Here is a 21,239-nt window from a genome sequence, read left to right on the forward strand (position 1 = left end):
TTGACTGGGCTGTCGGGGGTCTTCGGGTTACCAAACATTACGGGCGACGGCCACGGTGACGCCATCGCGGGCGCGTTTGCGCACCAGCAGGTCGCCTCCGCCCGCGCCGAGGACCGCCGCGGCCTCGGCCACGCTCGGCGTCCCCACCTCGACCGCGACCCGTCCGGACGGCGTCGGGACGTCCACGGCCGAGAGCTCGTCGGCCGTGAACCCGAGCACCGGCACCCCCAGCTCGGCCGCGGCCGTCGCGATCGAGGACTCGGTGGCCTTGCGCTCGAGGGTGGCCAGCGCGTGCAGCGCCGACGGGTCGTCGACGACCGCGCTGATCGCGGCCAGCACCGTGTCCGGGTCCACCCCGTCCCTGGCACCGATGCCCACCACCAGATCACCCATTGGATACCTCGAAAGCTCTTGCCGCGGAGACGAACCGGCGTACGGCGGCCGGGGTTCCCGCGGGATGGGTGTGCAGGTAGGAGGCGTGCACGCCGCCGCCCGCGAAGCCCTCCCGCGCCGACGTCCCCGCCGCCCGCCAGCCCCAGGCCGGGGCCCAGCCGTCCACCGACGCCGACTCGAGCCGGGTCCGGTGGAACTCGTGACCGACCACCCGCGTCCCCGGCTCGAACAGCACCGACTCCCCCAGCGCGACGGCCTCCCGGTAGCCCAACGTCAGCGTCTTGCCGAACTCGGCGTCCACGCCGATCACCCCCGCCATTGGGTGCCCGTCGAGGCGACGCGCCAGGTACAGCAGGCCCGCGCACTCGGCGTGGATCGGCATCCCGCGGCGCGCCTGCTCGCGGACGGTGGTGAGCAGCGGGATGTTCGCCGCCAGCTCGGGCGCGTGCTCCTCCGGGAACCCGCCCGGCAGCACCAGCGCGGCCGCGCCGTCGGGGAGCTGGTCGGCGGCCGGGTCGAAGGTGCACACCCGCGCCCCGGCGGCCTCGAGCAGCTCGCGGTGCTCGGCATAGCCGAAGGTGAAGGCGGAGCCGCCGGCCAGCGCCACCACCGGGGCGGGCCCGGACACGTCGCCACCGACCTCGTCTACGGCGTTCCATGCCTGCGCGTCGACGTTCGACCGGGCCAGCGCCCGCACGGCCGCCAGGTCGACGTGCTGTGCGATGAGCTCGGTCATCGCGTCCACCGCGTCGGTCGCGGCACGGCCGTGCTCGACGGCCGTGATCAGACCGAGGTGACGCGACGGGACCGCCAGCTCCGCGAGCCGGGGCACCACCCCGAGCACCGGCAGCCCGACGCGATCGCAGGCCTGGCGCAGGACCTGCTCGTGCCGCTCGCTGCCGACCCGGTTCAGGATCACCCCACCGATCCGGACGCCGCTGTCGAAGGTCGCGAACCCGTGCAGCACCGCAGCCAGCGACTGGCTGTGGCCGCGGGCGTCAACGACGAGCACCACCGGGGCGCCGAGCAGCCCGGCGACCTGGGCCGTCGACCCCTCCGCGGCGCCCTCGGGCGCCGGGTCCGCGATCTTGCCGTCGAACAGGCCCATCACGCCCTCGACGACGGCGATGTCGCAGCCCGCGCTGCCGTGCCGGTACAGCGGGCCGATCCGGTCCGCGCCGACCAGCACCGGGTCCAGGTTGCGACCGACCCGTCCCGCCGCCAGGCCGTGATAGCCCGGATCGATGTAGTCGGGGCCCACCTTGAACGGGGCCACCCGGTCACCCGCCGCGCGCAGGGCACCGACCAGACCCGTTGCGACGGTGGTCTTTCCGCTGCCCGAGGCGGGTGCGGCGATGACCACCGCAGGAACGGCGTTCACCACTCGATGCCCCGCTGGCCCTTGCGTCCGGCGTCCATGGGGTGCTTGATCTTGGTCATCTCGGTGACGAGGTCGGCCGCCTCGATCAGGGCCTGCGGCGCGTCCCTGCCGGTGATCACCACGTGCTGGTTCCCTGGCCGCGAACCCAGCACCTCGACCACTTCCTCGACGTCCACCCAGCCCCACTTGAGCGGGTAGGTGAACTCGTCCAAGACGTAGAACTTGTGCTCCTCGTTGGCGATCCGGCGGGCCACCTCACGCCAGCCGTCCAGCGCGACGCGGGCGTGGTCCTCGTCGTCGCCCTTCTTGCGGGTCCAGGACCAGCCCTCGCCCATCTTGTGCCACTGCACCGGTCCGCCGACCCCGGTGGACTCGTGCAGCTCGCCGAGCGCGCGGAACGCCGACTCCTCGCCGACCTTCCATTTCGCGCTCTTGACGAACTGGAACACCCCGATGTCGAAGCCCTGGTTCCACGCTCGCAACGCCATCCCGAACGCGGCGGTCGACTTCCCCTTGCCCGGCCCCGTGTGCACGGCCAGGACCGGTGCGTTGCGGCGCTGCCGGGTGGTCAGGCCATCGTCCGGGACGCTCTCGGGAAGCGGTACACCCTTGGGCATCGTCTGTTCCTCCTCTTCTCGTTCTAGGCCGCGAGCGTCGCGGTGCCGGCCCGGACGACCCCGGCCACCTGCTCCGCCGAGAGCTCGCCGAGCCGGATGTAAGCGCCCCGCAGCGCGGTCGCCAGGTCGCGGGCCAGGCCCAGTCGCACCATGCCGGACTCGCAGTCCACCACCACCGAGGCAACCGACTCGCCCGCGAGCAGGGTCGCGGCCACCCGGGCGCGATGGACCGGGTCCGTCCCGCCGGTCGCGCGCCCGTCGGTCAGGGCGACCACCATCGCCCGGCGCTGGGGATCGCGCACCTTCTCCCGCAGCACCACCTCGCGGGCCTTCAGGAATCCTTGCGCCAGTGGAGTTTTGCCGCCGGTACGCAGCGAGCGCAGTCGCCGGACCGCGACGTCGACGGACGAGGTGGGCGGCAGCACCAGCTCGGCGGCGGCGCCCCGCACGGTGATCACCGCGACCTTGTCACGGCGCTGATAGGCGTCGCGCAGCAGCGAGACGACGGCACCGGTGACCGCGGACAGCCGATCCCGCGCGGCCATCGAACCGGACGCGTCGACCACGAAGACCACCAGGTTGCCCTCGCGGCCCTCGCGGTGCGCCCCGCGGATGTCGCCGGGCGCCAACAGCATCCGGCCGTCCCGCCGTCCGCGGGCGACCTGGTGCTCGGCGGCCGCGAACAGGGTGCCGACCAGGTGCAGACCGCGGCCCGGTTCGGTGGTGGGCCGCACGGTCCGACCCTGCGCGGAGCGCGACCGCGAACGCCTGCCGGGCGCGCCCTCGCCGACGCCGGGAATGGTCAGCAACCGGGTCTTGAACTGCGCTGAGGGCGCCGCGGCCTGGCGTTCGGGGGCGCGGGCAGGGCCGGGCTGTTCGTTCTCGCTCGGCTCGGGGGCCTGCTGGGAATCGTTCTGGGGCCCGGCACCGTCGGGCTCCGGCGCGCCGCCACCGGGTCCGTCGGGGTCGGGCTCCGGCTCGAGTTCGGGTTGATTCGCCTGCTCGGCGGCGTCGCGCATTGCGTCCTCGAGCTGCTGCGGGTCCAGGCCCGGCTCGTCGAACGGGTCGCGGCGGCGCCGGTGCGGCAGCGTCAGCTCGGCGGCGACCCGCACGTCCTCCTCGGCGACGGCCTCCGCGCCGCGCCAGGCGGCGTGCGCCGTGGCGGTGCGGGCCAGCACGAGGTCGGCCCGCATGCCGTCGACGTCGAACGAGGCGCACAGCGCGGCGATGCGGCGCAGTTCGGTGTCGCTCAACTCGATGGCGGGCAGGGCCGCCCTGGCCGCGGCGATGCGGCGGGCCAGCGCCGAGTCCTCGTCCGAGTACCGGGCCGCGAACCCGGCCGGGTCGGCCTCGAAGTCGAGTCGACGGCGCACCACCTGCATGCGGACGTCCACCTCGCGCGAGGCCGCCACGTCGACGGCGAGCCCGAAGCGGTCGAGCAGCTGCGGGCGGAGCTCGCCCTCTTCCGGGTTCATGGTCCCGACCAGGACGAACCGAGCGGGGTGGGAGTGCGAGACGCCGTCGCGCTCGATGTGCACGCGCCCCATCGCGGCGGCGTCGAGCAGCACGTCCACGAGATGGTCGTGCAGCAGGTTGACCTCGTCGACGTAGAGCACGCCGTCGTGGGCCGCGGCGAGCAGTCCGGGCTGGAAGGCCCGCTCCCCGTCCCGCAGCACCTTCTCCAGGTCCAGCGACCCGACCACCCGGTCCTCGGTCGCGCCGACCGGCAGCTCCACCAGCCGGGCCGGCCGGCCACCGTTGCCGTCGTCGACGGCCGGGAGCAGGGCGGCGAGCGCGCGCACCACGGTCGACTTCGCCGTGCCCTTCTCGCCCCGCACCAGCACGCCCCCGATACCGGGGTGCACGGCGCAGAGGGTCAGGGCGAGTCGTAGCGTGTCCTGCCCGACGATCGCACTGAACGGGAAACCCGGTTCGGAATCGGTACCAGCTTGTGCCACAGCGCATTTCCCTTCACTCCCCGGTATCCACGCCGAGGGTTCGGACCTTGATCCGCCGCCGCGGTGTTCTGACTCGGGAATCCGGCAGGGCCGGACCCATCACAGTGGCGGGACCGTGCCTGGTTCACACAGGACTTCCCCGCGGCAGGGACTATCGGGTCCTGACTCTAGACCTCGCGCCACGGCTCGCCGCCACCGCGCCGCATCGGCACGTGCGGGATCCCGTCCTCGATGAACTCCTCGCCGTCGGGAGTGAACCCGTGCTTGGCGTACATGTCCACCAGGTGGCTCTGCGCGCTGAGAAGGCACGGCGCCGACCCGACCTCGGCGAGCGCCGTGCGCAGCAGCCTGGTGGTGTGTCCGTGCCCGCGCGCGTCAGCCCGGGTGCACAGCCGTCCGATGCGGTACGAGGTGCTGCCGTCGTGCTCCTCCGTCAGGCGGAGCGTGCACACGACCTGTCCGTCCTGCTCGATCCACAGGTGCCTGGTGTCGGGGAGCAGGTCCCGCCCGTCCAATTCCGGGTACGGGCAGGCCTGCTCCACGACGAACACGTCGACCCGCAGTCTCAGCAGGTCATAGAGCGTGCGAAGGTCCAGATCGAGCGCCCAGGCGCGGTGCAGCGCCGCTGTTGCCGTCATACGGTGTGACTATCACACCGCGGCGGAGGCGGTCTCCTGAACGTCGGTGTCGAGTTCGAGCACGCGGCTGGACCAGTCCCAGACCTCGGTGAACAGCGACTTGTCGTCGGAGAGCTTCACACCCAGTGAGGGCACCATCTGCTTGAGCTGCGGCTCCCATGAGGCGAACCGGTCCGCGAAGCAGCGCTTGAGCACGTCGAGCATCGCCGGGACCGCGGTCGAGGCACCGGGCGAGGCGCCCAGCAGACCGGCGATCGAGCCGTCCGCGGCGCTGATGACCGCGGTGCCGAACTCGAGCACGCCGCCCTTGCGCTTGTCACGGCGGATCACCTGGACGCGCTGGCCGGCCGTGATCAGCTCCCAGTCCGCTCCGATGGCCTCGGGGACGAACTCGCGCATGGTCTCGATGCGACCCTCCGCGTTCTTCGCCAGCTCGCTGACCAGGTACTTGACCAGGCCGAGCTCGGAAACGCCGACCCCGAGCATGGACAGCAGGTTGTTCGGCTTGACCGACCCGGGCAGGTCGGTGACCCGGCCCTCCTTGAGGAACTTCGGCGACCAGCCGGCGTACGGGCCGAACAGCAGGCCCGGCTTGCCGCCGATGACGCGGGTGTCGAGGTGCGGCACCGACATCGGCGGGGCACCGACCGCGGCCTTGCCGTACACCTTCGCGCGGTGCTGATCGATCAGCTCGGGGTTGGTGCAGCGCAGGAAGGCGCCGCTGACGGGGAAGCCACCGAAGCCCTTGGCCTCCGCGATGCCGGACTGCTGCAGCAGGTGAAGAGCACCGCCGCCGGCTCCGACGAAGACGAACTTGGCGTTGACGGTCTTGCGGCCGCCGGTGCGACGGTTGTGCACCTTGAGCGTCCAGCTGCCGTTGGACTGCTTCTTGATGCCAGTGACCTCGTGACCGAAGTGCACGGTGCCGCCGGAGGAGGCGACGTGGTTCAGCAGCTGCTTCGTCAGCGCGCCGAAGTCGACGTCGGTGCCGCCTTCGGTCCAGTTCAGGGCGACGGGATCGGAGAAGTCCCGGCCCTTGGCCATCAGCGGCAGGCGGCGGGCGAACTCGTCCGCGCTGTCGGTGTACTCCATGCCGTCGAACAGCGTGTGTCCGGCGAGGGCGTCGTAGCGCGCCTTCAGGTACTTCACGTTGTCCGCGCCGTGCACGAAGCTCACGTGCGGAATGGGGTTGATGAACTCCTTGGGCGCGGTGAGGATGCCCTGTTCGAGCGCGTGCGCCCAGAACTGCCGGGAGACCTGGAACTGCTCGTTGACCGTGATCGCCTTGGCGATGTCGACGGAGCCGTCATTGTTCTCGGGTGTGTAGTTGAGTTCACACAGAGCCGAGTGTCCGGTGCCCGCGTTGTTCCACGGGTCGCTGCTCTCCGCGGCGGCGGCATCGAGCCGCTCGAACACGCTGATCGACCAGTCCGGCTGCAGCTGCCGCAGGATGGCTCCGAGGGTCGCACTCATGATGCCCGCACCCACGAGCACTACATCGGTCTTGGTCTCTACCGCGTTGTTGTCTGACACTGGAAAATCGACTTCCTTGTCCATTGGCAGTGCGCAGTCGCGCCGACTGCAGCGGATAGGTTACCCGCGCGTATCAGCGACGTTCACCTCCCCCAATTGTGCGCCACTGCGGGGGGCTTTCCTGCGCATTACATTGTGATCTGTGACTACTTGGGCTCCCGACGTCCTCGGCGACGGGTATCAGCAGCTGACCATCCCACTCGGAATCGATCCCGACGGTGAAGGTGAGATCGACGCCACACTGGTCCGGTACCAGCCCGAGGGCGGAATCGACCGCTCACCCGCGCGCGCCGTGCTGTACGTACACGGGTTCACCGACTACTTCTTCCAGCACCACATGGCCGAGCACTTCCATGACCAGGGGTACTCGTTCTTCGCCCTGGACCTGCGCAAATGCGGCCGCTCCCTGAAGCAGGGCCAGACCCCGCACTTCGTGACCGACCTGAGCCTCTACGACGAGGAGCTGGGCCGCGCGCTGACACTGGTGCGAGAGCAGATCGGCGGCGGCACCGTCCTGCTGGTCGCCCACTCCACCGGTGGACTGATCCTGCCGCTGTGGCTCGACCGGCTGAACAGGCGTCCCGGCGGCAGCGCGGGCGCAGGCATCGCCGGGCTGATCCTCAACAGTCCGTGGTTCGACCTGCAGGGGCCGTCGTACCTGCGCAGCGTCGGGACCGTGGCCGTGAACGCGGTCGGCCGGGTCAAGGACCGGCTCGCCCTCAAGCAGCCGCCGATCGACGTCTACGGACGCAGCCTGCACGTCGGCGCCAGCGGCGAGTGGGACTACAACCTCGAATGGAAGCCGATGACCGGCTTCCCCGTCACCTTCGGTTGGCTGCGCGCCATCAGGCAGGGGCACGCGAAACTGCACCGCGGGCTCGACGTCGGCGTCCCGTCGCTGATCCTGCGGTCCGAGAAGACGCACTACTCCTCGCGGTACACGTCCAAGTCCGACGAGGCCGACCTCGTACTCGACGTGAAGCAGATCGCCCGCTGGGCGGGCTGCCTCGGCGACCGCACCACGATCGTGCCGATCGAGGGCGCCCGGCACGACGTGTTCCTCTCCACCGAGGTCCCCCGCAAGCAGGCCTTCGATGAGGTCGACCTGTGGTTGTCCTGGCTGCACGGACACGGCTCATGAACCATTTCGACCTCGCGATCATCGGATCCGGTTCCGGCAACACCATTCTCGACGACCGGTACGCCGACATGCAGGTCGCGATCCTCGAGGGCGGTACCTTCGGCGGTACCTGCCTCAACGTCGGATGCATCCCGACGAAGATGTTCGTCTACGCCGCCGAGGTCGCGCGAACGGTACGCGAGGCCGCACGATACGGCGTCGACGCTCGGGTCGAGAAGGTCCGCTGGTCCGATATCGTCGACCGGGTGTTCGACCGGATCGACCCGATCTCGGCCGGCGGAGAGCGTTACCGACGCGACGAGAATCCCAACACCACCGTGTTCTCCGGGTACGCCACCTTCGTCGGCCCGCGGACGATCCAGACCGGTACCGGCGAGGTGATCACCGCCGACCAGGTGGTGATCGCCGCAGGATCACGGCCGATCGTCCCCGACGAGATCGCCCGGTCGGGCGTCCCGTACTTCACCAACGACGACATCATGCGGCTGCCGGCCCTGCCCGAGCGCCTGGTGATCGTCGGCAGCGGTTTCATCGCCTCCGAGTTCGCGCACGTGTTCTCCGCCTTCGGCAGCGAGGTGTCCGTCATCGGCCGCGGCGACCGACTCCTGCGCGACCTCGACGTCGACGTCTCCCAGCGGTTCACCGACCTGGCGCGCGCCAAATGGGATGTGCACCTGGGCAACCCGGTCGCCGAGGTGCGAGGTGACGTCGCCAGCGTGGAGGTTGTGCTCGCGGACGGCACGGTCGTCACCGGCGACACCCTGCTGGTGGCGACCGGTCGCACCCCGAACGGCGACCGGCTCGGCGCCGAGACCGCAGGCATCGCGGTGACCGCCGACGGCCGGGTGGTGGTCGACGAGTTCCAGCGGACCACCGCGGAGGGCGTCTACGCGCTCGGCGACGTGTCCTCGCCGCACCAACTCAAGCACGTGGCCAACCACGAGGCGCGGGTCGTGCAGGCGAACCTGCTGCGCGACGGGTGGCGGGACGGCGTCGAGTTGGTCCGGACGGATCACCGCTACGTGCCGTCCGCGGTGTTCACCGACCCCCAGATCGCCACCGTTGGCCTGACCGAGGAGCAGGCCCGCGCGCAGGGCCTCGACGTAGCGGTGAAGGTGCAGAACTACTCCGACGTCGCCTACGGCTGGGCGATGGAGGACGACGAGGGACTGTGCAAGGTGATCGCCGAGCGCGGCACCGGCAGGCTGCTGGGCGCCCACCTCATCGGCGCGCAGGCCTCCACGTTGATCCAGCCGCTGATCCAGGCGATGAACTTCGGGCTGTCCGCGCAGGACATGGCGCTGGGCCAGTACTGGATCCATCCGGCGCTGACCGAGGTCGTCGAGAACGCCCTGCTCGGGCTCGAGTAGTAGGCGGCTGCGCCGCCTGTGCGCGGTTGACGAGCCTCTGGACTCGCCGACCGCGCACGGGCGCGAAGCGCCTACCAGCTGCTGGTGCGGAGCACGATCTCGGTGGCCATCTCGGCGGCCGCGCCCTGCGGCACCGAGTCGACACCGTCGAGCTGGACGACCCGGTAGTCGGAGTAGACGTGGCGGCCGCTGGTGTCGGCCATCGGGCGGCCCAGTGAGTTCCCGATCAGCAGCGTGGTCGGCATTTCCACAGGCGCACAACCGGACTCGCGCACGACGCCGTCGAGGTCCGGCACCGCGGGGTGCGGGCAGTCCGCCACGACGAGGCTGGCGAACCGGCCGAAGGTCTTGGCGGCGAGCAGCCAGGCCAGCGCGGCACCCTCGCGGTTTCCTGCGAGGTTCACCCACGGCAGCTTCAGCGCGTCGAGCAACTCGATCGCGCCGGTCTCGTCGAGTCCGTCGATCGACTCGGGCACGACCGTGCGCAGGTCGGAGTTGTGCAGTCGCTCGCACACCGCATCGAAGACGGCGGCGGACTCTCCCGCGCCCGGGAGTAGCAGCACCGTGTGTCTGCTCTCGGGACCGTCGACGCGAACGGTGTAGGTGCCCTCCCCGACGGGAACTTGCGTCAATTCCATGGCTACGGACGGTACGCCATGCGACTGCGCCCACCACCCGTTGCACACCGAGCCCGCTAGTTCTATGGTTCATTACATGAGTAATGAACCAGTGAGCCTGGCGGGCGGCGGTTCCGGTGAACGACGACGGTAGGCCGCTGTTCCAGCAGATCGCCGAGCTCGTGGAGAACTCCATCATCGACGGCTCCCTACCGGAGGACGGCCAGGTTCCCTCCACGAACGAGCTCGCCACGTTCCATCGGATCAACCCGGCGACAGCCGCCAAGGGACTCGGCCAACTCGTGGCCGAGGGGATCCTCTACAAGAAGCGAGGGATCGGAATGTTCGTGACGGTGGGCGCCCGGGACGCGCTGCGATTCCGACGCCGCGAGCAGTTCGCACGTCAATACATCGAGCCCTTGATCGCAGAGGCCGACAAGCTCGGCATGTCGATCGCCGAGCTCAAGTCCATGCTCGACAACCGGGAGGCCAACAGATGACAGCGACCGCCATCGATCCCGAACCGATCGCGTCGGTTCGCGGCGTGAGCAAACGATTCGGCGACGTCACCGCACTCGAGGACATCTCGTTCACGATCGACCGCGACAAGATCTACGGGCTGCTCGGCCGCAACGGCGCGGGCAAGACCACCCTGATGCAGATCCTCACCGGACAGGACACCCAGACCTCCGGCGACGTCACGGTTCTCGGGGGCACGCCGTTCGAGAACTCGCGCGTGCTGCGGAACATCTGCTTCATCAAGGAGAGTCAGACGTACGTGGACGACCTTCGGGTCAAGCACGTCCTCGCCGCCGCCGGACACCTGATGCCCGGCTGGGACCGCGACTTCGCGGATCGATTGCTCGACGACTTCCAGCTCCCGCTCGGCCGCAAGGTCAAGAAGCTCTCCAGGGGAATGCGGTCCACGCTCGGCGTGATCATCGGCCTCGCGGCGCGGGCACCGCTGACCCTGTTCGACGAGCCCTACCTGGGACTCGACGCCGTGGCCCGGCACCTGTTCTACGACCGACTGCTCGCCGACTATGCCGAGCACCCTCGCACGATCGTGCTGTCCACCCACCTCATCGACGAGGTCAGCGACCTGCTCGAGCACGTCATCGTCGTCGACCGCGGTCGGATCGTCGTCGACGACGACGCCGACGCGCTGCGCCGACGGGCCGTGGTCGCCACGGGGCCCGCCGCGGCCGTCGACGCCTTCGCGGCCGGCGCCAGGGTGCTGCACCGCGAATCGCTCGGTTCGCAGGCCCGCGCCACGGTCCAACGCACGGCGACCGAGCCGGAGCGCGCCAGGCTGCGCGCGGCGGGCGTCGAGCTCGAACCGGTATCGATGCAGGACCTCGTCATCGCGACCACCACCGGAACACGGGAGATCACCGCATGACCACCCAGACCGTCGACGCGACCACGACACCACCGAGGACCGAGCCGGAGTCCGCCTCCCGGATCGGCGCCGTGCTCCGGGTGCACACCGTGGCGTGGCCGCTGCTGATCGCCTGGCCGGTAGGCCTCCTCGCCGTCTCCTTCCTGCTCAGCTACACGATCTACTTCATCGTCCAGAACGATCAGGACGAGGGCTTCGCCGGTGGCGTCTTCTCCCTCTATGGCCTGGTCATAGCGTTCTACCTGCAGGCGATGACCCAGACCTTCCCCTTCGCGCTCGGCATGAGCGTGACTCGGCGCGAATTCTTCACCGCCACAATGTTGTTGGCGCTCGCCCAGGCCGCGGTCTTCGCCATCGTGCTGTACCTGCTGTCGATCGTGGAGGCCGCCACCGACGGCTGGGGGGTGCGGATGCGGATGTTCGGCCTCGCCCGCTACCTCACCGACAGTCCGGTCCTGCAGTTCCTCGCGTTGTTCTCGTCGCTGCTCCTCGTCGCCGCCGTCGCCATGGCGGCCGGGGCGATCTACCAGCGCTGGCGGGTCACCGGCTTGATGGCGGCGGGCGTGGGGCTGCTCGGGGCCGGCGGCCTGGCGGCCATCCTGATCACCTGGGCGCGGTGGTGGCCCGCGATCGGTGCGTGGTTCCAGAACGTGCCCCGGGTGGTGCCCCTGGCCGTGCTGCCCCTCGGCCTGTCGGCGGTCGCCTTCGCGGTCGCGTGGACGGCATTGCGCAGGGCCACACCGTGACCGGCGGCCAGGCCCGGCCGTACGACCGGCGTCCCGACATGGCGACGGCGAGCACCCTGGCGGACGAGTTCCTGCTGCTGGCCTGCCTGCGCTACTCCCCCGACGACGGCGAGGACCGGTGGCGCCGCGCCTCGGCACTCCTCGATGCCCACCCCGAGATCCGGACCGCCACCGTGCACACCGCCGCGGCCTGCGCGGATGTCGGGGCGCTGCGGAGGCTGCTCGGCGCAGACCGGACGCTCGTTCGCACCGACGGCGGGCCGTTCGACTGGCCGCCGCTGCTGTATCTCACCTATGCCCGGCACGACGCCGCCGTCACCGAGGCCGCGGCGGTCGGCGCTGCTCGACTGCTACTCGATGCCGGGGCCGATCCGAACGCCGGCTACCTCTGGGACGGCGAGAGTCCCCCCTTCACCGCGCTGACCGGTGCGCTCGGTGGCGGCGAGCGCGGTGAGGACAACCAACCCCGGCACCCTCACTCGATCGCGCTCGCCCGCCTGCTGCTGGAGGCGGGCGCTAACCCCAACGACGGCCAGGCGCTGTACAACCGCATGTTCGGCCGCGACGACGACCACCTGACGCTGTTGCTGGAGTTCGGCCTCGGTCGGGGCGACCGCGAACCGTGGACCTCTCGTCGGGGCGCCGGACCGGAGAGCCCCGCGAGCCTGCTCGGCGATCAACTCGGCTGGGCGATCCTCCACGAGCACCACGCCCGCATCGCGCTGCTGCTCGACCGCGGCGCGGAACCGGACCGGCGGCTCCGAAACGGGCGGACGCCCCTCGAGCTCGCCACGGTCTACGGGAAGACCCATGCGGCGCGCCTGTTGACGGCCGCGGGCGCCACCGGCCCCGAACTCGACCCCGTCGACCGGCTGATGGCGGCGGGCATGATCGCGGACCGACCCACCGCGGCAGCACTCGTCGACGCGCAACCCGGACTCGCCGCGGCCGCTGCCGCACGCCATCCGTCCGCGATCCTGCGGGCCACCGGCGCGGGAAACGCCGACGCGGTGCAACTACTGGCCGAACTCGGGTTCGACGTCAACGCCCTCGGCCGCGCGGATCTACCGATCGAAGAGCCCTGGGAGACCGCGCTGCACGCGTCGGCCGGGGCCGGGAACCGCGACCTGGTGGTGCTGCTGCTGGGCCTCGGCGCCGACCCGTCGGTCAGCGATCAACGGTTCGGATCGACCCCGGCGGCCTGGGCGGCGCACTTCGGGCATTCGATCAGCGAGCTCGAGGCACCGCCGCCGGAGCGTGCGTGATCACCGGAAGACCCTGGGGCGCACCGTCCTTGACGAGGGCGAGCACGGCGTCGACGTCCAGGTGCCGCTCCACCAGGTCGGCCAGCAGGTCCAGCTGCGCGGTCCGCTCCGCCGCCACCGAGGTGTCGGGCGCGACGGTGAACGGCCGCCCGGTGACGGCCGCGATCCGGGTCAGGAACCCGCGACGGAACTCGTCCGACTCGAGCAGACCGTGCCAGTGGGTGCCGAACACCTGCCCCCGCACGCTGCCCTCCGGCTCGCCGTCCGTGCCACGCAGCAGCGGCGGGTCTGCGTTGCGGACGACGCGGCCGTGGTGGATCTCGTAGCCGGACACCGCAACCGAGTCGGCGGTCCCGGTGACCTGCCGCAGCACCTTCTCGGGCGCGAACTCGACGTCCATGTCCAGCAGGCCCAACCCGTCCACCGTCCCCGAGCCCGATTCGACCTCGTCGACGATGGTGCTGCCGAGCATCTGGTAGCCGCCGCAGATGCCGAGGATCGGCAGCCCGGCCGCGGCGCGTGCGTCCAGCGCGTCCGCGATCCCGCTCGATCGCAACCAGGCCAGGTCCGTGACGGTGGATTTGCTGCCGGGGATCACCACCAGGTCGGCGTCCTGCAGCCGTGACGGCTCGCCGACCCAGTGCACCGAGACGCCCGGCTCACAGGCCAGTGCCTCGACATCGGTCGAGTTGGACACCCGCGGTAGCCGCACCGCGGCCACCCGCAGCCACCCCCGTCCCGCGGGCGCGGCGGGTCTGCCGACCGGGGCATCGGCGACCATGGAAAGCGAGTCCTCGGCGTCGATCCACAACCCCTCGGCGAACGGCACGACGCCCAGGGTCGGGCGGCCGGTCATCTCCTGCAATTGGGCCAGGCCCGGCTCCAGCAGTCCCACGTCGCCACGAAACTTGTTGACCACGAACCCGGCGATCAGCGCCTGGTCCTCGGGCGAGAGCACGGCGAGGGTGCCGAACAGGTGTGCCAGCACTCCCCCGCGGTCGATGTCCCCGACCACGATCACCGGAAGCGACGCCGCCCGCGCCAGCCCCATGTTCGCCAGGTCCGTCGCGCGCAGGTTGATCTCGGCGGGCGAGCCGGCGCCCTCACAGATCACCACGTCGAATTCCGCTCGCAGCGAGGACAACTCGTCGGCGACGACGCCCCGGAGCCACTCCCGGTGCTCGATGTAGTCGCGGGCCCCCACGTTCGTCACCGCCCGGCCGCGGACCACCAGCTGCGAGGTGCGGTCGCTGCCCGGCTTGAGCAGCACCGGGTTGAACCGCACGCTGGGCTCGAGCCCGCAGGCCCGCGCCTGCAGGGCCTGCGCCCGCCCGATCTCCCCGCCGTCGAGGGTGACGACCGAGTTGTTGGACATGTTCTGCGCCTTGAACGGCGCCACCGAGACCCCGCGCCGGGCCAGCATCCGGCACAGCCCGGCCACCAGCACGCTCTTGCCCGCGTCGGAGGTCGTTCCGGCGACGAGCAGCGCACCTTTCACGGGAGAGTGAGGATTTCCGCGCCCGTGTCAGTGACGACGATCGTGTGCTCGAACTGGGCCGTCCACTTGCGGTCCTTGGTGACCACGGTCCAGCCGTCGTCCCAGATGTCGTAGTCGACGGTGCCGAGGTTGATCATCGGCTCGATGGTGAAGACCATGCCCGGTTCGATGACGGTGTCCACGTTCGGCTGGTCGTAGTGCAGGATGACCAGCCCGTTGTGGAAGGTCTCGCCGATGCCGTGACCGGTGAAGTCGCGCACAACGCCGTACCCGAAGCGGTTGGCGTACGCCTCGATGACCCGGCCGATGACGTTGAGCTCGCGGCCCGGCTTGACCGCCTTGATGGCACGCATCGTCGCCTCGCGGGTGCGTTCGACGAGCAGCCGGTTCTCCTCGGACACGTCGCCGGCCAGGAAGGTGGCGTTGGTGTCGCCGTGCACCCCGCCGATGTACGCGGTGACGTCGATGTTGACGATGTCGCCGTCCTGGATCACCGTCGAGTCGGGGATGCCGTGGCAGATGACCTCGTTCAGCGAGGTGCAGCAGGACTTCGGGAAGCCCTTGTAGCCCAGCGTGGACGGGTAGGCGCCGTGGTCGATCATGTACTCGTGCGCGATGCGGTCGAGCTCGTCCGTGGTCACACCCGGCGCGACCGCCTTGCCGGCCTCCTGCAGGGCCTGCGCGGCGATCGCGCCCGCCACCCGCATGGCCTCGATGGTCTCCAGGGTCTGCACCCACGGCTCGTTGCCCTCGTTGACGGTCGGCTTCCACGCGTACTCCGGCCGCTCGATGTTGGCGGGGACGGCGAGCGTCGCAGCGACGGTTCCGGGGCTGAGCTGGGTGCGAACTGGCATACGGACAAGGGTAGACGTACCGCGTCGGCACAGGATCAGACCCACCGCATCCGCACAGCATCAGACGCACCGCGTCCGCACACGATCAGACGCACCGCGTCGCCGGCCTACCGCGACGCCGACCCGTGGTGCGCCGAAGTCAACCCTGTTTGGGCACCCAGTGATCGACCTCCAACTCGAAATCGTGTTTGAGCTCGCCGTACGCCGCGCGCAGTGCGTCCTCGCCCTCCCCATACCGTTTGATGGCCGTGTCACGTGCCGCCGCGAAGACCGCTTGCGCCTCCTTGGACGATCGCCGCACTGTCTGTGGGAGCTCGGTCCGGTTCACCGTTGCCCCTCCTCCGTCGGTCGAGGCCGTCAATTCTTGCCCCTCGATTGTCCGCCCCACGGCACCTCCGCGAAAGCGCCAGGTCCGATTTCTCCGGTCGACTGACACGCCACGGGGAATCCCCGCGCTGTCGGCGCCAGGTGGTACCAACGGGGGCAGGATGCCGATCACCCCGACACGGAGGTACCACCCATGGCCTGCGCCGCGTGTACCGACACTCTCGATCACTGTCACGGAACCCTGATCGTGCATCGGACCGACCCGGCCGAGTGCACCGACGAGGAGTGCGTCGACCTGGCCCCGATGCGACACCCACTGGCCCTGGACTGCGGCGACGTGCCCCTCGGCTGCCGCTGCGCGGACTCGGCAGCGCGCCCGGCACGCGTCTCGTAGGCGTCGGGTCCGATGGCGATGGCGCTCCGGCGACCCTTTCCGCGGTCTGCGCCGAGTGCTTGAATTGAGCTGAAGTCAGGACCTTCCGATTCCACGGATCCGAGTTGATGTCGATGCCCGGAGTGGGGCGATCCCCCGCATGAGCCACCCCACGTGCCCGTCGGTGGGTGTGGAAGAGGAATTCCTGCTGGTCGATCCAGAAACGGGGCTCCCGCAGATGCGGAACTCGGCGGTGGTCTCGACCGCGACCGAGCTCGGGGTACCGCTCCAGCTCGAGCTCTCCCAGTGCCAGGTCGAGACCAATTCCCCGGTGTGCTGGGACAGCGGCGGACTGCGCACCCACCTGCTCGAGGCCCGCACGATCGCGGCCACCGCGGCGGCCCGGCACGGCAGCAGGCTCCTCGCGACCGGCACCCTCCCCGCGGGTCCCGCCCGGATGCCGGTGAGCGATTGCGACCGCTATCACGCAATGGCGAGGCGGTTCGGCACCCTCGCCCTGGAACAGGGCATCTGCGGCTGCCACGTGCACGTCGACGTTCCCGACCGCGAGACCCGGGTCCAGGTCTGCAACCACGCTCGGCCCTGGCTCCCGACGCTGCTGGCGCTGAGCGCCAACTCGCCGCTGCACCGGGGTGTCGACAGCGGTTTCGCGAGCTGGCGGACGATCCTGTGGTCCAGATGGCCGGTCTCCGGACCGCCACCGTTCTTCGACTCGGCCGACGCGTACGACAACCTGGTCGCCATGCTGGTCGACTGCGACTGCCTGCTGGACGAGCGCATGGTCTATTGGGACATCCGCCCCTCCTCCCACCTGCCCACCGTCGAGGTCCGGGTCAGCGACGTGATGCCGACGGTGGACCAGACAGTGCTGATCGCAACCCTGGTGCGAGCCCTGGTCATGACGGCGGTATCGGCCGTCGACCGGGGCGACCACCCGCCCGACATCGGACTGGAGACGCTCAGGATCGCCAACTGGATGGCCGCCAGGGACGGCCTGTCCGGTCAGGGCCTCGACCCGCGGACGTCCGAGTCCGTCCCGTGCGCGCGCCGAGTCGAGCTCCTGCTCGACCATGTGCGCGATGCGCTCGACGAGCTCGGGGAGTTCCGCCGTGTCGAGGCGGCACTCAAACGTGAACTCGCACAGGGCAATGGCGCGATCTGGCAGCGAAACACGTTCGCGAACAGCCACAGCATCGGCGAGGTGGTGCGGTCGGCGACACAGCGCACCCTCGAGAACTGCCAGCCCCTACCGGCGTAGTCGCGCAGCAGGCACTCACTCCCGCAAGGTGGCGAGGAACGCGACCCGATCGCCGCGGTAGAGCGAGCGGACCCGCTCGATCGGAACGCCGTCGGCGTCCAGAGAGATCCGGTTCAGCAACAGCATCGGCATCGCGGTCGTCGAGTCGAGCAGGGTGGCCTCGCGAGGCGATGCCAGCACCGTCTCGATCCGTTCGGTGGCCGCGTCGAACGCCACCCCGGTGGCGCGGATGGCGGCGTAGAGCGAGGTGCCCGGGTCGAACGACCGCGCCATCGAGGCGAATCGGCGGGCCGGCAGGTACGTGCTCTCGAGCCCGATCTTCAGTCCGTCCGCGAGCAGCACCCGTTCCAGGTGGATCACGGTGGCCCCCACGGACAGCCCGAGGTCCGCGGCGAGCTCGGCATCGGCGCGCTCGTCCTCGAAAGTGACCAACTCCCGGCCGGGCACCCGGCCCTGACTGACCGCACCCTCGGTGTACGAACAGAGCGAGAGCGGCTGGGTGAGTTTCGGGCTGGCCACCACGGTGCCGCGGCCGCGACGCTGGATCCTGCCCTCCACCAGGAGTTCGTGCACGGCTTGGCGAACCGTCTCCCTGGACACCTCGAAGCGCACCGCGAGGTCACGCTCCGCGGGCACGGGATCGCCCTCGTCGAGGCCGTCGATGATGGCCGCGAGCTCCGTACGCACCCGGTAGTACTTCGGGGCGGTCTCGGTCATCGCGACACCCCCATCTCGGCACGCACCCGTCGGGCGACCAGATACCTCTCGTCGTTCATGCAGGTCAGCGTACCCCAGATTGGTCTATACCAATTGTTCACCCGGCGTTCTCCTCGCCATCACTCCTTGGTCTAGACCAAAATGCATGCTCCTCGCCATGCGAATTCTGATTGTGGGCGGAGGCATCCTCGGCACCGCGCACGCCGACGAGGCGATCCGCCGGGGACACGAGGTGGTCCAGCTCGAGCGCGAGAGCGAGGCGCGCGGCGCGACCGTGCGCAACTTCGGCCTGGTGTGGGTCTCCGGCCGCGCGGAGCACGAGCTCGACGCCGCGCTGCGTTCGCGCGAACTGTGGGAGGACCTCGCCGCCCGGGTCCCGGCCATCGGGTTCCGCCCGGCCGGCTCGATGACGCTGCTGCGCACCCCGGAAGAGGTCGCGGTCGCCGAGGAGGCCATGACCCGGCCCGACGCCGAGGCCCGCGGCTTCGCGCTGCTCGACCCGGAGCAGGTGCTCGCCGTCAACCCCGCCCTGCGGGGCAAGTTCCTCGCGGGCCTGCACTGCGTCCGCGACGGCGCGGTCGAGTCCCGCGTGGCCCTGCCCGCGATCCGCCGCCACCTCGAGGCGAGCGGCCGCTACACCTTCCACGCCGGCACCGAGGCCCGCGAGGTGACCTCCGACGGGGCGGGCGTGCACATCCGCGACGACCACGGCCGCACCTTCGACGCCGACCTGGCCGTCATCTGCCCCGGCGCAACCCTCGGCGGTCTGGCCAGGGACCTGGCCGGGGAGCTGCCGCTGCGCCGGGTCCGGCTGCAGATGATGCAGACCGCCCCGCTCGGCGAGGAGCTGACCACGGCCATCGCCGACGGCGACAGCCTGCGGTACTACCCGGGCTTCGCGGGCGCCGCCCTCGAGAACCTGAGAGTTGCTCAGCCCCAGGCCCCCACCGCCGAGCGGCACCGGATGCAGCTGCTCGCCGTGCAGCGCCTGCACGGCGGCCTGACCATCGGCGACACCCACGAGTACGACGAGCCGTTCGACTTCGATGTCGACGAGGAACCGTACGAGCACCTGACCGGGGTGGTCGAGGAACTCCTCGGCCGCACGTTGCCCCCGATCGTCAAGCGCTGGGCCGGCGTCTACAGCCAGTGCCTGGATCCCGGCGAGCTCGTGCACCGCGGCAGCCCCGCGGACAACGTCTGGGTGGTGGCCGGCCCCGGCGGCCGCGGCATGACCCTCGGCCCCGCCCTCGCCGAACAGACCGCCGATCAGCTCGGCCTCTGAATCACCGATACATCCAACGCCCCAGGAGAAATCGTGACCGTCACCCCCATCGCCCTCGCCGTGCTCGACATGGCGGGCACCACCGTCTCCGACGACGGGCTGGTGCTGCGGGCCTTCGCCGCGGCTGCCGACGCCGCGGGCCTGCCCCCGGAGGGCGCCGAGGCCGACAACGCGCGCCGGTACGTCCAGGGCACCATGGGCCAGTCCAAGATCGTCGTCTTCCGCGCCCTGTTCGGCGACGAGGACCGCGCCCAGGTCGCCAACGCCGCCTTCGAGTCCGCCTACGACCGGCTGATCGAGGAGGGCAATGCCGAGCCGATCCCCGGCGCGGCGGAGTCGATCACCGCGCTGCGCGAGGCCGGGATCAAGGTCGCACTGACCACGGGGTTCAGTCGCGGCACCCAGGACAAGCTGCTCGCCGCGCTCGGCTGGCAGACCATCGCGGACCTCACCCTCTCCCCCGCCGAGGCCGGTCGCGGTCGGCCCTACCCGGACCTGATCCTCACCGCGCTGCTGCGCCTGGAGGTCGATGACGTGAAAGGCGTTGCCGTGCTCGGGGACACGTCCAACGACGTCACCAGCGGGCTGCGCTCGGGCGCGTCGATCGTCGCGGGCACCCTCACCGGCGCCCACGACGAGGTCCAGCTCCGCGCGGCGGGCGCCACCCACGTCGTGCCCTCGGTGCGCGAGTTCGCCCAGCTCCTCCTGAATTCCTAGCACTTCCGGTTCACGGCACCACCGCTCCACCGCTCAGCACACGAAGAATCCCTCACCCACAGTTAGGAATCCGTCATGCGCATCCGCCCCAGCCTGGCCGCAGCCGCCCTGGCCGCGACCCTGCTCACGCTGACCACCGCCTGCGGTGGCACCGGCACCGCCGCGAGCTCCGACACCGAGACCGTCACCGTCTACAGCGCCGACGGCCTGAGCACCTGGTACAAGGCCAGGTTCGACGAGTTCACCAAGGAGACCGGCGTCGCCGTCAACCTGGTCGAGGCCGGCTCCGGCGAGGTGGTCTCCCGCGTCGAGAAGGAGCAGTCCAACCCGCAGGCCGACATCGTCGTCACGCTGCCGCCGTTCATCCAGAAGGCCGACGCGCAGGGCCTGCTCCAGCCCAGCGGGATCGACACCTCCGCGGTCCCCACCGAGGAGAAGGACCCGGCGGGCAAGTACGTCCCGGTCGTCAACAACTACCTCAACTTCATCGCCAACCCGGGCGCGAACCCGGCCCCCGCGACCTGGGACGACCTCCTCGGCGAGCAGTTCAAGGGCAAGCTGCAGTACTCCACCCCCGGCCAGGCGGGCGACGGCACCGCGGTGCTGCTTCTGCTCCAGCATCTCAAGGGCAAGGAGGGCGCACTCGAGTACCTGAACAAGTTGCAGGCCAACAACGTCGGGCCGTCCTCCTCCACCGGCAAGCTGCAGCCGAAGGTCAGCAACGGCGAGCTGCTCGTCGCGAACGGCGACGTGCAGATGAACCTCGCATCCATCGCGGACGACGGCTCGAAGTTCAACATCTTCTTCCCGGCCGAGGCGAACGGCGCCCGCACCACCGTGGCGCTGCCCTACGTGATGGGACTGGCCAAGGGCGCGCCGCAGTCCGAGCAGGCCAAGAAGCTGATGGAGTACCTGCTCTCGGAGCAGGCACAGAAGACGGTCGGCTCCGACGCGCTCGGCGTCTCGGTCCGCAAGGACGTGCGCGAGGCCGCGACCGTCGATGTCAATGACAAGTCCACCCCGGCGGGCCTGCTGAACGGCGTCACCGTCTGGACCCCGAACTGGAACACCGTCATCACCGAGCTCGACGCCGACGTCGCCGCCTACCAGAAGGCCACCGGGAACTGA

At 70.4% G+C, this 21,239-nt stretch carries 22 protein-coding genes and 1 riboswitch; of the genes, 11 read left to right on the forward strand and 11 right to left on the reverse strand.

Features of this window, described 5'->3' with window-relative positions:
* Positions 1 to 27 precede the first annotated feature (27 nt).
* From ACFQS9_RS04605 to mqo, 6 genes are all read right to left on the reverse strand, one after another.
* Positions 28 to 393: a cobalamin biosynthesis protein gene (locus tag ACFQS9_RS04605; protein WP_378402049.1), complete on the reverse strand. Its 366-nt coding sequence runs from the start codon at positions 391 to 393 to the stop codon at positions 28 to 30.
* Positions 386 to 1,777, reverse strand: a complete 1,392-nt coding sequence (locus ACFQS9_RS04610) for a cobyrinate a,c-diamide synthase (RefSeq protein ID WP_378402051.1) — start codon at positions 1,775 to 1,777, stop codon at positions 386 to 388. Before ACFQS9_RS04610 ends, ACFQS9_RS04605 begins: the two co-directional genes overlap by 8 nt.
* Positions 1,771 to 2,391, reverse strand: coding sequence for a cob(I)yrinic acid a,c-diamide adenosyltransferase (gene cobO / locus ACFQS9_RS04615; RefSeq protein ID WP_378402053.1), 621 nt, complete (start codon positions 2,389 to 2,391; stop codon positions 1,771 to 1,773). The genes ACFQS9_RS04610 and cobO overlap by 7 nt, the downstream gene beginning before the upstream one ends.
* A gap of 23 nt (positions 2,392 to 2,414) precedes the next feature.
* A complete protein-coding gene (locus tag ACFQS9_RS04620) occupies positions 2,415 to 4,349 on the reverse strand; it encodes a magnesium chelatase subunit D family protein (RefSeq protein WP_378402055.1) in 1,935 nt (644 codons plus the stop codon).
* A 62-nt stretch (positions 4,350 to 4,411) separates the two neighbouring features.
* A riboswitch (cobalamin riboswitch) is annotated at positions 4,412 to 4,489 on the reverse strand.
* A 27-nt stretch (positions 4,490 to 4,516) separates the two neighbouring features.
* Positions 4,517 to 4,987, reverse strand: a complete 471-nt coding sequence (locus ACFQS9_RS04625) for a GNAT family N-acetyltransferase (protein ID WP_378402057.1) — start codon at positions 4,985 to 4,987, stop codon at positions 4,517 to 4,519.
* A 12-nt stretch (positions 4,988 to 4,999) separates the two neighbouring features.
* On the reverse strand, positions 5,000 to 6,544 hold the full coding sequence (mqo, locus tag ACFQS9_RS04630) for a malate dehydrogenase (quinone) (protein WP_378402059.1): 1,545 nt from the start codon (positions 6,542 to 6,544) through the stop codon (positions 5,000 to 5,002).
* A gap of 118 nt (positions 6,545 to 6,662) precedes the next feature.
* Here mqo and ACFQS9_RS04635 point away from each other — a divergent pair, with 118 nt between their 5' ends.
* The gene (locus ACFQS9_RS04635; RefSeq protein WP_378402060.1) at positions 6,663 to 7,661 is read left to right on the forward strand and encodes an alpha/beta hydrolase; all 999 of its coding nucleotides are present in this window, start codon (positions 6,663 to 6,665) and stop codon (positions 7,659 to 7,661) included.
* Positions 7,658 to 9,031 (forward strand): mycothione reductase, encoded by a 1,374-nt coding sequence (gene mtr, locus ACFQS9_RS04640; RefSeq protein ID WP_378402062.1) that lies wholly within the window; start codon positions 7,658 to 7,660, stop codon positions 9,029 to 9,031. Before ACFQS9_RS04635 ends, mtr begins: the two co-directional genes overlap by 4 nt.
* Positions 9,032 to 9,102: 71 nt before the next feature.
* On the opposite strand, the gene ACFQS9_RS04645 is transcribed toward mtr, so the two are convergent.
* Positions 9,103 to 9,669 (reverse strand): alpha/beta hydrolase, encoded by a 567-nt coding sequence (locus ACFQS9_RS04645; RefSeq protein ID WP_378402064.1) that lies wholly within the window; start codon positions 9,667 to 9,669, stop codon positions 9,103 to 9,105.
* A gap of 116 nt (positions 9,670 to 9,785) precedes the next feature.
* Between ACFQS9_RS04645 and ACFQS9_RS04650 the strand changes: the two genes are divergently transcribed.
* From ACFQS9_RS04650 to ACFQS9_RS04665, 4 genes are read left to right on the forward strand one after another with little or no spacing between them, the layout of a single operon-like run.
* Complete coding sequence (locus ACFQS9_RS04650; RefSeq protein ID WP_378402066.1) at positions 9,786 to 10,148, forward strand: GntR family transcriptional regulator; 363 nt, start codon at positions 9,786 to 9,788, stop codon at positions 10,146 to 10,148.
* Positions 10,145 to 11,050 (forward strand): ABC transporter ATP-binding protein, encoded by a 906-nt coding sequence (locus tag ACFQS9_RS04655; RefSeq protein WP_378402068.1) that lies wholly within the window; start codon positions 10,145 to 10,147, stop codon positions 11,048 to 11,050. Before ACFQS9_RS04650 ends, ACFQS9_RS04655 begins: the two co-directional genes overlap by 4 nt.
* Positions 11,047 to 11,796 carry an ABC transporter permease gene (locus ACFQS9_RS04660; RefSeq protein WP_378402070.1) on the forward strand — a complete coding sequence of 250 codons (750 nt, stop codon included), beginning with the start codon at positions 11,047 to 11,049 and terminating at the stop codon, positions 11,794 to 11,796. Before ACFQS9_RS04655 ends, ACFQS9_RS04660 begins: the two co-directional genes overlap by 4 nt.
* Positions 11,766 to 13,061 carry an ankyrin repeat domain-containing protein gene (locus ACFQS9_RS04665; RefSeq protein WP_378402071.1) on the forward strand — a complete coding sequence of 432 codons (1,296 nt, stop codon included), beginning with the start codon at positions 11,766 to 11,768 and terminating at the stop codon, positions 13,059 to 13,061. The genes ACFQS9_RS04660 and ACFQS9_RS04665 overlap by 31 nt, the downstream gene beginning before the upstream one ends.
* On the opposite strand, the gene ACFQS9_RS04670 is transcribed toward ACFQS9_RS04665, so the two are convergent.
* The 3 genes from ACFQS9_RS04670 to ACFQS9_RS04680 form a co-directional block, all read right to left on the reverse strand.
* On the reverse strand, positions 13,024 to 14,559 hold the full coding sequence (locus ACFQS9_RS04670) for a cobyric acid synthase (RefSeq protein WP_378402073.1): 1,536 nt from the start codon (positions 14,557 to 14,559) through the stop codon (positions 13,024 to 13,026). The two genes, ACFQS9_RS04665 and ACFQS9_RS04670, sit on opposite strands and share 38 nt — an antisense overlap.
* On the reverse strand, positions 14,556 to 15,413 hold the full coding sequence (map, locus tag ACFQS9_RS04675) for a type I methionyl aminopeptidase (RefSeq protein ID WP_378402075.1): 858 nt from the start codon (positions 15,411 to 15,413) through the stop codon (positions 14,556 to 14,558). Before map ends, ACFQS9_RS04670 begins: the two co-directional genes overlap by 4 nt.
* 139 nt (positions 15,414 to 15,552) lie before the next feature.
* The gene (locus tag ACFQS9_RS04680) at positions 15,553 to 15,741 is read right to left on the reverse strand and encodes a ChaB family protein (protein ID WP_378402077.1); all 189 of its coding nucleotides are present in this window, start codon (positions 15,739 to 15,741) and stop codon (positions 15,553 to 15,555) included.
* A gap of 246 nt (positions 15,742 to 15,987) precedes the next feature.
* On the opposite strand from ACFQS9_RS04680, the gene ACFQS9_RS04685 reads away from it, so the two are divergent.
* Positions 15,988 to 16,134: a hypothetical protein gene (locus ACFQS9_RS04685; RefSeq protein ID WP_378402079.1), complete on the forward strand. Its 147-nt coding sequence runs from the start codon at positions 15,988 to 15,990 to the stop codon at positions 16,132 to 16,134.
* Between the two features lie 139 nt (positions 16,135 to 16,273).
* Complete coding sequence (locus tag ACFQS9_RS04690; protein ID WP_378402081.1) at positions 16,274 to 17,392, forward strand: carboxylate-amine ligase; 1,119 nt, start codon at positions 16,274 to 16,276, stop codon at positions 17,390 to 17,392.
* 15 nt (positions 17,393 to 17,407) lie between these two features.
* Here the strand turns inward: ACFQS9_RS04690 and ACFQS9_RS04695 are convergent, their stop codons facing one another.
* The gene (locus ACFQS9_RS04695; protein WP_378402082.1) at positions 17,408 to 18,109 is read right to left on the reverse strand and encodes a GntR family transcriptional regulator; all 702 of its coding nucleotides are present in this window, start codon (positions 18,107 to 18,109) and stop codon (positions 17,408 to 17,410) included.
* Positions 18,110 to 18,266: 157 nt separating this feature from the next.
* On the opposite strand from ACFQS9_RS04695, the gene ACFQS9_RS04700 reads away from it, so the two are divergent.
* The 3 genes from ACFQS9_RS04700 (at position 18,267) to ACFQS9_RS04710 (ending at position 21,239) form a co-directional block, all read left to right on the forward strand.
* Positions 18,267 to 19,394 (forward strand): TIGR03364 family FAD-dependent oxidoreductase, encoded by a 1,128-nt coding sequence (locus ACFQS9_RS04700; protein WP_378402084.1) that lies wholly within the window; start codon positions 18,267 to 18,269, stop codon positions 19,392 to 19,394.
* Between the two features lie 33 nt (positions 19,395 to 19,427).
* On the forward strand, positions 19,428 to 20,111 hold the full coding sequence (locus ACFQS9_RS04705; RefSeq protein WP_378402086.1) for a phosphonatase-like hydrolase: 684 nt from the start codon (positions 19,428 to 19,430) through the stop codon (positions 20,109 to 20,111).
* A 75-nt stretch (positions 20,112 to 20,186) separates the two neighbouring features.
* Positions 20,187 to 21,239 (forward strand): 2-aminoethylphosphonate ABC transporter substrate-binding protein, encoded by a 1,053-nt coding sequence (locus ACFQS9_RS04710; RefSeq protein WP_378402088.1) that lies wholly within the window; start codon positions 20,187 to 20,189, stop codon positions 21,237 to 21,239.

The organism is Rhodococcus daqingensis (assembly GCF_042665615.1).
Classification (GTDB): Bacteria; Actinomycetota; Actinomycetes; order Mycobacteriales; family Mycobacteriaceae; genus Rhodococcus_G; species Rhodococcus_G daqingensis.

Excerpts from the sequence above, each read along its gene's own strand:
- ACFQS9_RS04660 (WP_378402070.1), top strand. The coding sequence starts at position 11,047 with ATGACCACCCAGACCGTCGACGCGACCACGACACCACCGAGGACCGAG.
- ACFQS9_RS04605 (WP_378402049.1), bottom strand. The coding sequence starts at position 393 with ATGGGTGATCTGGTGGTGGGCATCGGTGCCAGGGACGGGGTGGACCCG.
- ACFQS9_RS04700 (WP_378402084.1), top strand. The coding sequence starts at position 18,267 with ATGCGAATTCTGATTGTGGGCGGAGGCATCCTCGGCACCGCGCACGCC.
- ACFQS9_RS04710 (WP_378402088.1), top strand. The coding sequence starts at position 20,187 with ATGCGCATCCGCCCCAGCCTGGCCGCAGCCGCCCTGGCCGCGACCCTG.
- cobO (WP_378402053.1), bottom strand. The coding sequence starts at position 2,391 with ATGCCCAAGGGTGTACCGCTTCCCGAGAGCGTCCCGGACGATGGCCTG.
- ACFQS9_RS04690 (WP_378402081.1), top strand. The coding sequence starts at position 16,274 with ATGAGCCACCCCACGTGCCCGTCGGTGGGTGTGGAAGAGGAATTCCTG.
- mqo (WP_378402059.1), bottom strand. The coding sequence starts at position 6,544 with ATGGACAAGGAAGTCGATTTTCCAGTGTCAGACAACAACGCGGTAGAG.
- ACFQS9_RS04655 (WP_378402068.1), top strand. The coding sequence starts at position 10,145 with ATGACAGCGACCGCCATCGATCCCGAACCGATCGCGTCGGTTCGCGGC.
- mtr (WP_378402062.1), top strand. The coding sequence starts at position 7,658 with ATGAACCATTTCGACCTCGCGATCATCGGATCCGGTTCCGGCAACACC.
- ACFQS9_RS04695 (WP_378402082.1), bottom strand. The coding sequence starts at position 18,109 with ATGACCGAGACCGCCCCGAAGTACTACCGGGTGCGTACGGAGCTCGCG.
- map (WP_378402075.1), bottom strand. The coding sequence starts at position 15,413 with ATGCCAGTTCGCACCCAGCTCAGCCCCGGAACCGTCGCTGCGACGCTC.
- ACFQS9_RS04625 (WP_378402057.1), bottom strand. The coding sequence starts at position 4,987 with ATGACGGCAACAGCGGCGCTGCACCGCGCCTGGGCGCTCGATCTGGAC.
- ACFQS9_RS04645 (WP_378402064.1), bottom strand. The coding sequence starts at position 9,669 with ATGGAATTGACGCAAGTTCCCGTCGGGGAGGGCACCTACACCGTTCGC.